Source organism: Desulfobacterales bacterium (genome assembly GCA_029211065.1).
In the GTDB taxonomy this organism is placed as follows: domain Bacteria; phylum Desulfobacterota; class Desulfobacteria; order Desulfobacterales; family JARGFK01; genus JARGFK01.
This window is the reverse complement of record JARGFK010000005.1, coordinates 1-14,525: the sequence shown is the minus strand read 5'-3', so window position 1 is coordinate 14,525 and position 14,525 is coordinate 1. Positions and strand designations below refer to the sequence as shown.

Annotated in this window: 16 protein-coding genes; 14 read left to right on the top strand and 2 right to left on the bottom strand. The window is 50.9% G+C overall.

Translation table 11 applies throughout. The features are described 5' to 3' along the window. The first annotated feature begins 149 nt into the window (after window positions 1-149). The 5 genes from P1P89_02155 (at window position 150) to P1P89_02135 (ending at window position 5,470) form a co-directional block, all read left to right on the top strand. Entirely contained in the window at window positions 150-1,052 is a 903-nt protein-coding gene (locus tag P1P89_02155) for a response regulator (GenBank protein MDF1590292.1), read from the top strand. Window positions 1,053-1,137: 85 nt separating this feature from the next. Further along, entirely contained in the window at window positions 1,138-2,991 is a 1,854-nt protein-coding gene (locus tag P1P89_02150; protein MDF1590291.1) for a DASS family sodium-coupled anion symporter, read from the top strand. Between the two features lie 45 nt (window positions 2,992-3,036). Further along, complete coding sequence (locus P1P89_02145) at window positions 3,037-3,198, top strand: hypothetical protein (protein ID MDF1590290.1); 162 nt, start codon at window positions 3,037-3,039, stop codon at window positions 3,196-3,198. A 2-nt stretch (window positions 3,199-3,200) separates the two neighbouring features. Further along, on the top strand, window positions 3,201-3,731 hold the full coding sequence (locus P1P89_02140; GenBank protein MDF1590289.1) for a YIP1 family protein: 531 nt from the start codon (window positions 3,201-3,203) through the stop codon (window positions 3,729-3,731). A gap of 251 nt (window positions 3,732-3,982) precedes the next feature. Further along, window positions 3,983-5,470 carry a succinate CoA transferase gene (locus P1P89_02135; GenBank protein MDF1590288.1) on the top strand — a complete coding sequence of 496 codons (1,488 nt, stop codon included), beginning with the start codon at window positions 3,983-3,985 and terminating at the stop codon, window positions 5,468-5,470. Between the two features lie 234 nt (window positions 5,471-5,704). Here the strand turns inward: P1P89_02135 and P1P89_02130 are convergent, their stop codons facing one another. Beyond that, a complete protein-coding gene (locus P1P89_02130) occupies window positions 5,705-6,649 on the bottom strand; it encodes a CBS domain-containing protein (protein MDF1590287.1) in 945 nt (314 codons plus the stop codon). Next, window positions 6,622-6,969 (bottom strand): hypothetical protein, encoded by a 348-nt coding sequence (locus P1P89_02125; protein ID MDF1590286.1) that lies wholly within the window; start codon window positions 6,967-6,969, stop codon window positions 6,622-6,624. Before P1P89_02125 ends, P1P89_02130 begins: the two co-directional genes overlap by 28 nt. A gap of 516 nt (window positions 6,970-7,485) precedes the next feature. Here P1P89_02125 and P1P89_02120 point away from each other — a divergent pair. The 9 genes from P1P89_02120 (at window position 7,486) to P1P89_02080 (ending at window position 14,447) form a co-directional block, all read left to right on the top strand. Further along, window positions 7,486-7,839: a DRTGG domain-containing protein gene (locus P1P89_02120; protein ID MDF1590285.1), complete on the top strand. Its 354-nt coding sequence runs from the start codon at window positions 7,486-7,488 to the stop codon at window positions 7,837-7,839. Then, entirely contained in the window at window positions 7,836-7,985 is a 150-nt protein-coding gene (locus P1P89_02115) for a hypothetical protein (GenBank protein ID MDF1590284.1), read from the top strand. Before P1P89_02120 ends, P1P89_02115 begins: the two co-directional genes overlap by 4 nt. A 40-nt stretch (window positions 7,986-8,025) precedes the next feature. Further along, the gene (locus P1P89_02110) at window positions 8,026-8,388 is read left to right on the top strand and encodes a hypothetical protein (protein ID MDF1590283.1); all 363 of its coding nucleotides are present in this window, start codon (window positions 8,026-8,028) and stop codon (window positions 8,386-8,388) included. 50 nt (window positions 8,389-8,438) lie between these two features. Next, on the top strand, window positions 8,439-9,179 hold the full coding sequence (locus P1P89_02105; GenBank protein ID MDF1590282.1) for a PHP-associated domain-containing protein: 741 nt from the start codon (window positions 8,439-8,441) through the stop codon (window positions 9,177-9,179). A 3-nt stretch (window positions 9,180-9,182) separates the two neighbouring features. Then, window positions 9,183-9,731, top strand: coding sequence for a sensor histidine kinase (locus tag P1P89_02100; protein MDF1590281.1), 549 nt, complete (start codon window positions 9,183-9,185; stop codon window positions 9,729-9,731). Between the two features lie 218 nt (window positions 9,732-9,949). Further along, entirely contained in the window at window positions 9,950-10,567 is a 618-nt protein-coding gene (locus P1P89_02095) for a class I SAM-dependent methyltransferase (protein ID MDF1590280.1), read from the top strand. A 379-nt stretch (window positions 10,568-10,946) separates the two neighbouring features. Further along, window positions 10,947-11,771 carry a DUF4384 domain-containing protein gene (locus P1P89_02090; GenBank protein MDF1590279.1) on the top strand — a complete coding sequence of 275 codons (825 nt, stop codon included), beginning with the start codon at window positions 10,947-10,949 and terminating at the stop codon, window positions 11,769-11,771. 9 nt (window positions 11,772-11,780) lie between these two features. Further along, the gene (locus P1P89_02085; GenBank protein ID MDF1590278.1) at window positions 11,781-13,175 is read left to right on the top strand and encodes an ankyrin repeat domain-containing protein; all 1,395 of its coding nucleotides are present in this window, start codon (window positions 11,781-11,783) and stop codon (window positions 13,173-13,175) included. 9 nt (window positions 13,176-13,184) lie between these two features. Beyond that, window positions 13,185-14,447, top strand: a complete 1,263-nt coding sequence (locus P1P89_02080; GenBank protein MDF1590277.1) for a caspase family protein — start codon at window positions 13,185-13,187, stop codon at window positions 14,445-14,447. Window positions 14,448-14,525: the final 78 nt, after the last annotated feature.

Here is a 14,525-nt window from a genome sequence, read left to right as displayed (position 1 = left end):
GGCAATGATGTAAGGTGACAGGTGACCAAGAAACTCTGACTCCTGACACCTGACCCCTTTTTTCTTACTATTCGAGGGAAAAGCGCCATAAATAGTGGCGTCGGCATACATCCAAATTGAGACGATAAAGTAAAAAGGAGAAACCGGAAATGGTGGATAAAATTCGCGTACTGATGGTTGATGACGAAGAGCAGTTTAGGGCGTCAACTTCAAAAATTCTGACCAGAAAAGGGTATGAGACAACCATGGCGGCCAGCGGTGAAGAGGCCATTCGTATGTTGCAGGAAAAACCCCAGGACGTCGTTATCCTGGACATCAAAATGCCGGGAATGGACGGCCATGAGGCCCTGGCGCAAATTAAAAAGATCCGTCCCCAGTCCCAGGTCATTATGCTGACCGGTCATGGGGCCGTCGATTCCGCCAAAGAATCTCTGGTTGCGGGAGCCTATGATTACCTCAGCAAACCGTGTGACATCGACCTGCTGGCGGCCAAGATCAATGACGCCTATGCGTCCAGGCACAAAGAGATTCCCAGGCAAGAAAAAAGAGCCCGCGACATCATGATCCATATCGACGACTACAGCATTGTTACGGCGGATAACACCGTCAAAGAGGCCATCGAGCAGCTCAGGCGTTCTTTTGAAGGATTTGTTTCCAGCAGCCGCGTCATGGAAACCGGCCACCGCTCCCTGCTGGTGTTTGATCAAAAAAAGGAACTGGTGGGCATCCTCAGCATCCTGGATCTGATCGATGCGGTCAGACCGGCTTATTTATCCGCCCCCAAGCCCTCCATGGCGGACAGCATGCAATTTTCGCCGATGTTCTGGAGCGGCCTGTTTACCACTCAGGTGAAAGCGCTTGCTGCTAAAAAAGTCGGCGAGGTCATGTCCGAATCCCCGCCCAGCGTGGATGAAGATACCAACCTGATGGAAATCGCCGACCTCATGTACCGCGCGCAGATCCGAAGGGTGATTGTACGGAGCAAAGGCAAAGTCATCGGCATTGTCAGAGAACAGGAGCTCTTTTTTGAAATGGCGCGAATTATGTTGTGAAAGGTTTTTATTTCATGCGCGCATACGCAGCTTATGAATAAAAACAACCGATCTGTTGAGGATGTTCATCTTTAAGGAGAATAAAATGACCGCAGCAAAGAAGAAAAAGGAAACCGGATATGACAAATATGTGGACTGGAAATTGTTTATCATTCCCATTGTGGTCCTCATCGGCATTCTGATGATGCCCACGCCTTACGGCATGAAGGATGTGGCCACCGAATACAAGGTCGGTCCCAAGGCCGTGATTGATTTTATCACCCAGTCGCTTTTTAACAAACCCGGTTCGGATGTGGAACAATGGCAATTGCTTGCCGCCCAGGTCATTGAGCAAAACATGCGAATGGGGGCTTTGAAAAAAGCCCGGTTTTTAAAAAGAGATGTCAAATGGGCCAACCAGCATAAAATCCAGGCTGATGCAAAGAATTTTGAACGCGCCAAAACCTATATCAAAGATAATGTCAGCGAAGAAGATTATGTAAGCATCGCAAATAAAAGCCTGGAACTTCGCCGCCAGGGCCTCAAATATGAAAACCTTTCGGAAAAAGATCGCAAGGCCGCGGATGTCGGCGCCTGGCATATCAAGGTGGCCATTGCCATGGGCGCATTTGTCGTGATCTGCTTTGTAACCGAATGCATCCCGCTTCCAGGGGTTGCTTTTTCTATCGGGCTGATCCTTGTTTTTGGGGGTGTCGTCACCCGGCAGCAGGTCGCCATGCTTTACTGGGATGACGCCTGCTGGTTTATCATGGGCAGCCTGATGTTCGCCGCCGCCTTTGTCATAACCGGGGTGGACAAACGGGTTTGCCTGGTAATGTTCCGCAAGCTGGCCGTTCCCAATGCCAAATGGATCACCCTGATATTTTTTATTATCATTACCCCCCTGGCGGCTTTTATCTCCGACCACGCCCTGGCCGCCATGTTTCTTCCCATCGGCATGCTGCTGTATCAGAACAGCCTGACCGATGAAATCCCGGAAGACCCGGAGTTGGGGAAAATGCTGATGATCGGCATTGCCATGGCATGTAATATCGGCGGCATGGGCTCACCGTCGGGCGGCGCCCGCAATGTAATCATGATGACGTATCTTACCGATATGTTCGGAATAGACATCGGCTACTTTCAGTGGGTTACCTATTGCTTCCCTTTCCTCTTCGTTATGATTCCGATTACCTGGTTTTTTTTAAACTGGCGGTTTAAACCCCGCGTGATTTCTCTGGCCCCTGCCATGGATCAGCTCAGATATGAAATCGGCAAGATGGGCCCTTGGAACCGCAAACAGATCTATGCCCTGATTATCTTCGTTATCATGGTATTCGGATGGTTTACGGAAAAGGGATTTTATGAACTCGGCATCTATCCGGTCCGGCTGGGTATCGGCGTCATCGCAATGGCCGGCGCCGTGGCCTATCTGCTTACGGGGGTCGTCAACTGGAGAGATTACCAGCAAAAAGTCGACTGGGGCGTGGTCTGGCTGTATGCCGGCGCCATTATCTTCGGCCGGACCCTGGACGGCACGGGTGCGGCCTACTGGCTGGCCAGATCCGCCATTGATTTCCTGGCGCCATTGGGAATGGATGCCGGCCTGCCGCTGATGGCGGCCTCCAACGGCATTACCGCCATCATCACCAACCTGATGGCGGACGGTCCGGCAGCAGCAGCCGTCGGGCCCATCACATTGAACATGGCCGGCCTGGTACACCCCGGCACTGCCTTTCTGCCCTTTATGGCGATGGCCACCGCCATATCGTCCTCCTTTGCGTATTGCCTGATCATCGGCACGCCGCCCAACGCCATCGTGTATGCCAGCGGTTATCTGGAGCCCAAAGACTACCTCAGGATCGGTTTGCCGCTGTGGTTTGTCGCCAATATCGTCCTGCTGCTTTTTACAGCCGTATACTGGAACTTGCGGGGATTCGCCGGGATGTCCGGTTTCTAGGCGCTGCGTGTTTTTTGAATTTCAACCATACAGGGAATTAAAATCATGACACATCCGCCGCTGCAACAGGAACCGGATAAAGAGAAGATGCGGTTTTACCAAAACGGAAAACTATACTTCAGCAAAAATACAGAGCGTAATTTTTTCTTTGTAATGACACTGCTCATGCTGGTGTTGGGTATCTTGGCAAAAATAGGTCTTTTTTAAAAGTGTTTGAAACGGACACACAACCAGACAAATTTACCCTTGGATTATATTTTAAAACTTTGACCCGGCTGTTGGGGGAGCCCCGTAAATTTTTTGGTGAGCTTCCCCCGGAGTCGGCTTTGAAAAGACCGGTTGGGTTTCTGCTTGTTTCCAGCCTCTTTTTCACAGGGGCAAGTTTGCTTGTAAATACGTACGTCCAACCCGGTTTAATGAGCGCCATCTTGTTTGTCAATGCCGTAGGCATGGCGCTGATCGCATCATCTCTTGGTTACCTGGCGGTCCTTTTAACCATGGGAAGATGTCAGACATTTACCCGATTTTTCAGCATCTACGCCTTTGCTTCAGGCGTCACCCTCCTGGCTTCCTGGATCCCCTACTTTGTCTGGCTCACCGAACCCTGGAAATGGTGGCTGATTGCCGTCGGCCTTGTCCACGGCTGTAAATTCAGCTGGAAACAGTCCCTGATGGTTACCGCGGTTTCTTTCAGCCTTGTAGTCTTTATTTTTTGGTTGTTGATTCCGAACGCAAGATGAGCCATGAATCGACTGGAATTCCCCTATATCAGACTGTCCGACAACCCTGTTTTTTCTATTTTAGCTGTAACTTCTCAATAAGTTTGGAAGTCAACCACACAGTTAGACTTGAGATTCAATGATAGATTCTATAGTCTTTTTGGATTTTAGGCGTGAGCCTTTTATAAAATCCTTACGGATAAAATCCGCTTGAATTCCAGTAAATGACAAATTATAGTTCAATTAAAGTTCAATAAACGGAGGTGCCTTGTATGATGGCTAATGGTGTTTTCCCTGTTATAAGCGCCGAAGAGGCCGTCGCAGGATTAAAAGACGGCGACACGGTCGCATTCAGCGGATTTTCTCCGGCCGGCGCGGCCAAGGCGGTCCCGCGGGCACTGGCTCAAAAAGCCCGCGAAGAACACACCAAAGGACACGCTTTCCGGGTCCGCATTCTTACCGGGGCGTCCACGGACCGCGGCATCGACGATGAACTGGCCGCGGCCGAAGCCATCTCCTGGCGGGCTCCCTATCAGTCCGCGCCGGCATTGCGGGATCAGATCAACCGCCAGGAAGTGGAATATGTCGATATGCACCTGTCGCATGTTCCCCAGACAGTCGCTTCCGGATTTTTCGGCCGGATCAATCTGGCGGTGGTGGAAGCCACTGAAATCACCCCGGACGGACGCGTGTATCTGACCACCTCCATCGGCGCTTCACCCACCTATCTGAAACATGCCGACAAGGTGATTATCGAGATCAACAGTCGCCAGTCCCCACGGCTGCACGAAATGGCGGATATCTTTATCATGCCGCCCCCGCCCCGAAGAACGCCGATTCATATTTACGATCCGTTGACCCGGATCGGCTGGCCCTATGCGGTTGTGGATCCTAAAAAAGTGATCGGCATCGTCGCCAACGACGAACCCGATCGTGTCGGCGAATTCAGCCCCCCCGATAAGACCGGACAGCGGATTGCAGAGCATGTGATAATGTTTCTGCTGGCTGAAAAGGCGGCCGGACGCATTCCGGAAACTTTTCTGCCGTTCCAGGCCGGCGTCGGCAACGTGGCCAACAGCGTTATGTCCGCCCTGGGCAACCACCCGGATATCCCCCCTTTCACCATGTATTCCGAAGTTTTTCAGGACGCCATGTTTGATTTGATGTCAACGGAAAAGCTGTTGGGGGCCAGTGCCACCAGCCTGACGGTCACGGTTGAAAAACTGCAGCAGATTGTCGGCAACATGGATTTTTTCGGACCCCGTATCGTCCTGCGGCCCCAGGAAATCTCCAACAACCCCGGCATCATCCGCCGGCTGGGGGTAATCGCCCTGAACACGGCTTTGGAAATCGACATCTACGGCAACGTTAACGCCTCGCATCTGTACGGAATGGATGTGATAAACGGGGTCGGCGGCAGCGGGGAGTTTACGCGCAACAGCTACCTGTCTTTTCTGATGGCCCCTTCCATCGCCAAAGGCGGCAACATATCCACGGTGGTGCCGATGTGTCCGCACGTCGACAACAACGAGCACTCGGTCCAGATAGTTGTAACCGAACAGGGACTGGCGGACCTGAGGGGTCTGGGTCCCCAGCAGCGTGCTAAGATTATTATTGAAAAATGCGCACACCCGCTCTACCGAAATTATCTTGAGCGATATGTCCGGGAGTCCCGTTTAGGCCATATCCGGCACGATCTAAGCCGCTGTTTTGAGCTCCACCGCAACCTGCTGGAATACGGGACGATGCTGCCACCCTAACGGTTGTATCGCTGACGGGTACTGCCGGCGACATCCTTTTCCGCTGAGTAGCCTTTATGGATAGAGGCTGCCGGCGAAGCGGTCCGCGGGGACATCTCCCAATAAAGTCAAAGGAAGGATTCAGTTTGATGCCTGGAAAAACGTCATCGTAATATCGGCGGGCCTCCCATTTGCGCATTCTTTAAAGAACAAACCTCAAGTTCGGAAAGGAAAGAAGGAAAGTTTATCGTCGATTCAACCCCTTTCCAAAAGTGAATTCTTATCAGTCTGCTCCGTGGTGGCCGTTGCGGTACTTGGTCTCAAATCGAAGCGGAGGTTGAGTCTCGTCCCCAGTCCGGGTTTGCTCTTGAGCTCGAAATGATCTGTGCAGCGCTTGATGTTGCCAAGTCCCATACCGGCCCCGAAGCCAAGACTCCGGACGAAGTCGCTGGCAGTGGAGTAGCCCGGTTGCATCGCCTGTTCGATGTTTTCGATGCCCGGGCCGTTGTCGGTGACGGTGAGCCGAATGCTCTCCGGCTCGAGAACGGCGATGATGGTGCCCCCCGACGTGCTGTGTATGATCAGATTCGTTTCGGCCTCATGGGCGGCGATGGCGACACGACGCTGAAGCCCAGGGTCCACGCCTCGTGCGGCCAGTTCCCTTTTTAATTGCACGCTGGCCAGGCCCGCCCGGTCGTAATCGCCGGCCTCGACATCAAACTGCAGCCGCAGGGACTCGTTCTCAAGGGTTTCTATCGTCACTTCACTCTTTTCGTCTCTTGCCAGTAAACGGTTCAGCTCGCTGAGAAGCGCCCGGAGAATGCTATTGGGTGTGATCAGGCCGCAGAGGCTCCCCTCCTTGTCCAGCACCGGCAATCTCCCGAAACGGGTCCGATCCAGAATAGACATGGCCCGGCTCAGGGGCCAATTCGATACGACAGTAACGACATCCTGAGTCATCCAACGGTCGACAGGTTCCTCGATATAACCGTGGTCAAGGGCCTGGATGACATCCTCGATGGTCACGATACCGATCATGATGTTGTCCTTGACGACGGGAAGACCCGAAACGCGGGCATCACGCATGGTGATCTGCGCGTCGCGTAGGGTGTTTTTGGGAGTGATGGTCACCACGTTCTTGGACATGGCCTGGAAGACTTTGAGCCGATGAACTAACTCTTCGACGAAGGAGAACTCCAAAGCAAACCTCCAAGGGTGGCGCAGGCCTCAAACATTTTGATCCGGGTGGTGGCGAGGGGAATGCAATAGTCACGGGCGGCGTTGATGCTCCCGAGAGGGACCTGCTTGCCGCGGACGATGACGATGCCGAGGGCGCCGACGGCAAAGGCTGTGCGAACGGCCTGGGGCGAGGTCTGTCCGGTCAGGATGACAAATTCTTCTTTGGCGGTGGCCAGAATGTCGCTCAGAAGATCCGCAGCGGCGATGTTTTTAACCTCGAAGTCCGGACCGTCCACCAATGTTTGTGCCGCCAGAGCCTTTGTCAAATCCGACCATAACATGCTAATAAAGCCTCACAATTTCTGATCATGTCCCATTTCGGCTACTGAAGTATCTACCATCCGTATTGCGTATTCCGTTGAGTCACATGCACCGTTTATTATTTAAGCAATTTATATGCCGTTTTTTTAAAATGATCATAACAAATGGCCTTTTAATAAACAATAATCAGTCATTTTAATTATTTGGTGAAGATTTAAATTCGCTGAGTATTTGCCGGCAAGGAGAAAATTGTATACTGCGGAGTTACATTGCTAACCGGCAGGTGAAACCCCGAAAGAGATACTCTGTATTCATTCGGCATGGGTGTAAAGACAGGGAGTATAATTTTTTCAAAAACACGAATGCCGCCTCTACATAAAGTATTTTTCAAAATCCATAAATTGTTTGACAGCCCCTCATGTATATGATATCTAAATTATTTAGTAATATCCATACATTGTGCCATATTTATTTTTTGTAAACGCTTGCATGAGCGTATCTCTGAAACAGTTTAAGATGGCTGCAAGGAGATCAGCATGAAGCTGAAGGAAGTAAAAGCAATTTTGGATGCCGATATGCTGGTTGGCCATGATCTATTGGAAATGGAAGTCAACACGGCCTTCGGCGCCGATTTGCTGAGCGATGTCCTTACCTTTGCGAAACCAGGCTGCATGCTTATAACCGGATTGACCAATCCTCAGATCATCCGTACGGCGGACATCCTCGAAATTGCCGCAATTATCATCGTTCGCGGAAAAAAGCCTGCGCCGGAAACCATCCGTCTTGCAAAAGAACTCGAGATTCCCGTTCTTTCAACAAAGTACATCCTTTTTGAAACCGCCGGCCGATTGTATGAAAAAGGCATGCGGGGATGTGTAGAAAGCGGGTGAAGATAACTTTGCACCTCCATGAGAAGCCGATACTCGAAGGCCGTTATATGATTCAGGGAGACAATTTTGACGAATTTGAGATCACCTCGGAAATCGGTAAAGGAACGCACCTGAAAATGATCGTTCAACGGGATGTTGCCCCATAAGTCGGGGGCGGGTTCACAAAAGAAAGGAAATCGGCTGACTTTGGATCTGGCTGCCATTGTAAAATATTTAAACTTAAAAGTATTTTCCGGGTTTAACAGGCTGCAAACGGAAGTGCTGAACGGATATACGGGAGATCTGCTCAGTGATGTAATGGCCAACAGCAAGGAAGGCGACCTCTGGATCACGCGACAGGTGCATCAGAATATCATCGCCGTGGCCAGCCTGAAGGATCATGCCGGGATCGTTCTGGTCCAGGGGGCCGAGCCCGCCAAGGATACACTGGCGAAAGCCATCGAGGAAAATATTCCGGTCATGGGTACGGATCTTTCGGGTTTCGAAATCGTCGGAAAAATTTATAATCTGATAAAGGCGAAACACGGCAACGCCGCGTCTGAATCATAAGGGGCCATGGGATCATGGTCTTTTTTTGATCACTTTTCGGGAAAAAGGTCATGCTCAGGGCATTGCGCTGTGATCTGCATATCCATACCTGTCTCTCCCCCTGCGCGGAGCTTGATATGTTTCCCCGCGCGATCATTGAAAAATCAATAGCTGAAAAATTAGATGTCATCGCCGTCTGCGACCACAACGCATCGGAAAACGCGGCGCATGTGATCAAACTGTCGGGGGGGAAACCCATCTCCGTGCTGCCCGGCATGGAAATAACCACCCTTGAAGAGGTCCATCTGCTGGCCCTTTTTGACGACCTTGAAAGTCTTTACGGGCTTCAGGGCGTAATTTACGACCACCTGCCCGGCGTCAACCAGGAGGAGATTTTCGGGTGTCAGGCCATTGTGAACGCCCAGGATGAGGTGGAAGGCATGAACGGGCATCTGCTCATCGGCTCCGCCGATCTCCCCCTGCAGGATGTCATCGATTTGGTCCATAGCCTGGGAGGCCTTGCCGTGGCTTCCCATATAGACCGCCCCAGTTACAGCGTCATCAGCCAACTTGGATTCATCGATCCTTCCATGCAGTTCGACGCTCTGGAGATCAGTCATGCCATGGGGATCAAACGCGCCCGTCGGCAATACCCCGAACTTGCATCCTTTGCCATGATTACGTCATCCGATGCGCACGTTATCCGTGATGTGGGCCGGGCGTGCACCACGATATTTCTCAAGGAAGGAAATGTCCGGGAGTTAAGACTGGCCTTTCAAAATCGTGACGGGCGCTATATCGAGACGACATAGACCATGATGGAACTGTCGCTTCATATCCTGGACATTACGGAAAACGCCGTCCGCGCCAAGGCCCGGCATGTTCTCATTTCCATAACGGAAGACCGGACAAACGATCACTTGACGCTGGAAATTTGCGACGACGGGACAGGGATGACAACAGCGGAACTAAAGCGGGTATTGGACCCCTTTTATACGACGAAAAAAGTCCGCCGGGTCGGGTTGGGGGTGCCCATGCTGGCCCAGGCCGCCGAAAATGCCGGTGGAAGCTTTGAGATTGAATCGGAACCGGGAAAAGGAACCGTCATCACCGTTGCTTTTCAGCTGACCCATGTGGACCGCCAGCCGCTGGGGGATCTGGCGGGCACGCTGGTAACGCTGATTACGGGAAATCCGGAGGTGCATTTTGTTTACCGGCATCGCGGCAACGGTCAGACCTATACGCTCGATACACATGAAATTAAAAAGGAAATTGAAGATGTGCCCATCAATCACATTGAGATTTTGAAGTGGATCCGCCTCGATGTGGAAACGGGTTTAAAGAAAATAAATGCTCAATCATAAATGTGTCCATCCGATCTGACGGGAATACTTTGCGCCATATGCCCGGGAGTCCCGCCTCGGCCATATCCGGCACGATCACGGCCGCTGTTTTAAGCTCCGTCGCAATCTGCCGGGATACGGTGCCATGCTGCCGCACAGGTGTGAGCATATTATTTCGATAACGGCGGAAATGCTCTAAACAGAGCACACCGCGCAAACTGGCAAACCGGACCTGTATCATGTGGGAACTATTCACAGGAGAGGCATTATTCGGCAAACCGGCAACCCATTATGGCGAGCTGACACTTATATCCAAGGTCATCATTGCCTGTCTTGCCGTTCTTGGAATCGCCGCCCTCGTTATGACGGCCATCAGTTTGATCAGTCACATCATGACCGGTGCGCCATTTATTGCAACGTCAAAGCGCCTTACCCGTAAAATCGTGGCATTGGCGGACATTCGCCCCGGTGAGCGGGTGTATGATATTGGCTGCGGAGACGGCAGGTTTTTGATCGAGGCAAATAAATTTTACGGGGCAAGGGCCGTCGGCATTGATATATCTCCGCTGGTTTGCGCCCTGGCCAAACTGACCACCTGGCTGAAGCGGGCGGATGTTGTCATACTCTGTGCAAATTTTAAAACCTGCGATTTCCAGGATGCCGATGTGATTTTTTGCTATCTGGTGCCCGACCAGATGGCAATCCTGGGGGAGAAATTAAAACAACTGAAAAAAGGTGCCGGATATTGTCGCGCCGGTTTGAAATCCCCGGATGGGAGCCGCTGCAGCAGGTGCAGATCAAGGGCCGGTTTGGTTCTGAATCGATCTTCATCTACCAAATTTGACCATTCTTTTTAATTTCCTGACTTTTTCGTAACGCTTGGTATAGCGGTTGTCAAAAAAACGTTCCGTTATTCCAACGGTTTTTTCTACAACCGCTTATACCGCAATTCATTGTTTCGGAACTTTATTATGGAAAACGGTATAATCTACCCGGACAGGCGGCCGGAGGAATTTTCCTTGTCATTTTGAGCCCACACCACCTTTTCTATTTGATTTACCGCGGCAGTTCAAATATATTCAGTTATAGCGGTTGTCAAAAAAACGTTCCGTTATTCCAACGGTTTTTTCTACAACCGCTTATACCGCAATTCATTGTTTCGGAACTTTATTATGGAAAGCGGTATAAAACCAATTGTTGGTAATACGCATACAACTTGAGACTGATAAAAATTTAATGAAAAAAACAATTCCCGTGCTCCTTTTCCTGCTGCTGTCACTGGTTTCATCCATATCCTTTTCCGCCGAAAAACCCTTATGGATCGAGGCGACCGGCGAGGCGGTCCTCGGCGACATCGAAACCCCCAATGAAGTCAAAGAAAGGGCCCGGCGCGACGCCCAGAAAAACGCCCTGGAAATGGCGGTGGGCGTCTTCATGAAGTCGCATACGCTGGTGTCAAACAGCCAGCTGGTGGAAGACTTGGTATATGCCACGGTCAGAGGCCGGGTTGAAAAGTCCGAAATCCTCCAGGAAGGGTGGGACCCGAAGGACCGGTCCCTTTACCGGGTAAAGCTCAAAGCCCTCATCCAGCCGGTTTATCCGGAAAAAGGCGAGGGACTCTCCGTAAAGGTCCATCTTTCCAAAACGACCATCAAGGCAGGTGAAGATGTCCGGATTTTTTACGAACCCAGCCGGGACTGCTATATTTATATTTTTTCAATCGCTTCCGACGGTTCCGTGACCCTGCTCCTGCCCAATTCCCATCATACTAAAAACCTTGCAACATCCAATACGGTCCATGTGTTCCCGCCGGAAGAAAGCCCCATCCGGTTGACGGCGGCGTTTCTCCCCGGACATACGGAAAAGTATGCCGAAGAACGCATCAAGCTGATCGCCACCCGCAAAAAGGAAAACCTGATACCCCTCGGGTTTCAGGAAGGCCTTTTCAAGGTTTATGATTCAAAATCGACGGGAATGATCAGCGACCTGGTGCGACGGCTCAACCATCTGGAACCGGGTGACTGGACGGAAGCCACGGTAGTTTACAACCTGACAAGGTAAAAAAGGAAAATGATGAAAAAGATAGTTCTATTTTTAATTCTGTTTTCACTCGTTTCAATGGCCGGATGCGCGACTGTCACGCCGTTGGGAAGAGCAGCGAAAAGCGGAGATATAAAAGAAGTAGAATCCCTTTTAAGTCAAGGCGCCAATGTGAATGAGATCGTGACGCCCGGTCTTGCGCCCCTGCATGAAGCCGTGTTTAACAATGCCCCTTTGGATATCGTCCGACTTATGATTGATAAAGGAGCTGACCTAAATATGAAAAGCTGCGGCGACGGGTGGGCGAACACTTGCAACTGCGGAACCCCTCTACATATTACCGCCTGTAAAGGCAACGTCAATATGATGAAGCTTCTCATTGAAAAGGGGGCGGAAATTGATGTCCCTGACCGATGGGGGGGTACGCCGCTTGTCTCGGCAGCCCAAGCCGGCCAGACTGCGGCCATCAGGCTGCTGATTGAAAAGGGAGCGGACACGGATAACGCCAAAGCCTTCCTTTTATCCAAGCGTCAGGACAATGCCGCCCGGGTGATTGAAATGGCGGAAAGAAGCGCGCGTAAGGGAGCGGCGCAAACCGCAGCAACCAAAGAACCCCTTTCCGCCCCCGCTCCGCTCAAATCCGACGTCGACGAACTGCCTTCTGTTAAAAAGAAGCCCAACCCGAACGCATATGCCGTCGTCATCGGCATCGAAACCTATCGCCAGAAATTGCCAAAGGCCGATTTTGCCGTAGCGGATGCGGCAACGGTCAAACAGTGTCTCACCCGCATGCTGGGCTATCCGGAAGAAAATATCATTGCCCTGAGCAACGAACACGCCACTTACACCGATCTGGTAAAATATATCGAAGAGTGGCTCCCGAAAAACATGGAGCCCGGCGGTTCCGTGTTTTTCTATTACTCCGGCCACGGCGCCCCCAATCCCAAAACCGGCGACGTCTTTCTGGTCCCCTATGACGGCGACCCCAATTTTATTGAAAAGACCGGCTATCCCTTGAAAAAGCTGTATGAACAGCTATCCAAACTTCCCGCCAAAGAAATCATGGTGGCTCTTGATTCCTGTTTTTCCGGGGCGGGCGGAAAAAGCGTCCTGGCGGAAGGAAGCCGCCCGCTGGTGATGAACATGCAGACGGCATTTACGCCGGCCAAAAACATGGTCGTCCTGACGGCATCATCTGACAGTGAAATCAGCTCCACCTATAAAGACAAAGGGCACGGGCTCTTTACCTATTTTCTCCTGAAAGGCGTCAAGGGTGAGGCCGATCTCAATGAAGACGGCAAAATAGAGGTGGAGGAATTATATAGCTACCTCAAGCCCCAGGTGCAGAAAACCGCCCGGAAACTGTACAACAACGAGCAGTCGCCGCAGCTCATCGCGCCGAACAGAGAAATCATTATCCGATAGGAAACCGCCATGAAAAAAATGATATTTGCAGGTATCTTCTTTATACTGATGTCGCTGATGCAGGGGTGCGGGGCAGGGATCATACACCGGACTACGGAAAAAGATATGCAGGCCGTCACGTATGATGAAACAAAAAATAAAGTGATAAAAATGTTTTTTGAGGGACATCCTTCTATAGGTGCCTATTATACAAGGGCCTCTATAAAAATCAACGAGGAAGGATTCCAAGTCACCTCTGAGGACAATACCAGCCAGGCCCTTTGCGGTTTTGAAACGGTAGGGGACCCTGTTGTGACCGATTATGGGCCATTGGCGAACGTCCAGTTCGCAGTGTCGATCAATGGATGCAATGCCGAGATATGGTTTGACCAAAAAGAATCCGCTGTCATGTTCGCGCAATTGTTATACACGCTAAAGCATCAAGCGGCTGAAGCAAAAATCGCACAAAAGCTTCCCGTTAACACCGCTACTTCAGTTGGCAATAATAAAAAGATAATCAAATCGGATATCGATGCGCTTCCTGCAAAAAAATCAACGCCCGACAAGCATGCTTATGCCATCGTCATCGGTATTGAGCGATATCGCCAGGAACTTCCAAAAGCCGCTTTTGCTGAAAACGATGCCCGGATTGTAGCGGCGTATCTTTCCCAAGTGATGGGCTATCCGGAGGAGAATGTCGTTACGCTTATTAATGACCGAGCGCTAAAAAGCGACATGGAAAAATATTTTGAAAAGTGGCTCTCCAATAATGTTGAGAAAGACAGCACCATTTTTGTTTATTTTTCGGGCCATGGCGCTCCGAACCCTAAAACCGGAGACGCTTATCTTGTACCTTATGATGGGGACCCGTCTTTTATCGAACAGACCGGCTACTCACTGAAAAGACTGTACGACGCTCTCGGCAAACTTCAGGCCAAAGAAATCATTGTCGCCCTCGATTCCTGTTTTTCAGGCGCGGGCGGCCGATCGGTGCTCGCCAAGGGGGCCCGACCACTGGTGATGAATATCCAGAACAACATGGTTCTGTCAAAAAATATGACGGTTCTTTCCGCTTCCTCGGGTGAGCAGATCAGCTCGACCTATGATGAAAAGGGGCATGGTCTCTTCACCTATTTCCTGCTCAAGGGCATTAAAAACGAAGATGTCGTCAACCCGGACGGTTCCATCAGGATGGACGATCTGTTCGGCTATATTAAACCCCAGGTGGAGCGCATTGCGCGCAAGCAATACAACAACGAGCAGACGCCGCAGTTGATCGGAGCAAAAAAATAGTAAAATGTGTTCTGAAGGTATGAAAAGAGGTGGTGTTTTATGAAGAAATTATTTGCGTATGTTTTAATCCTTATGACA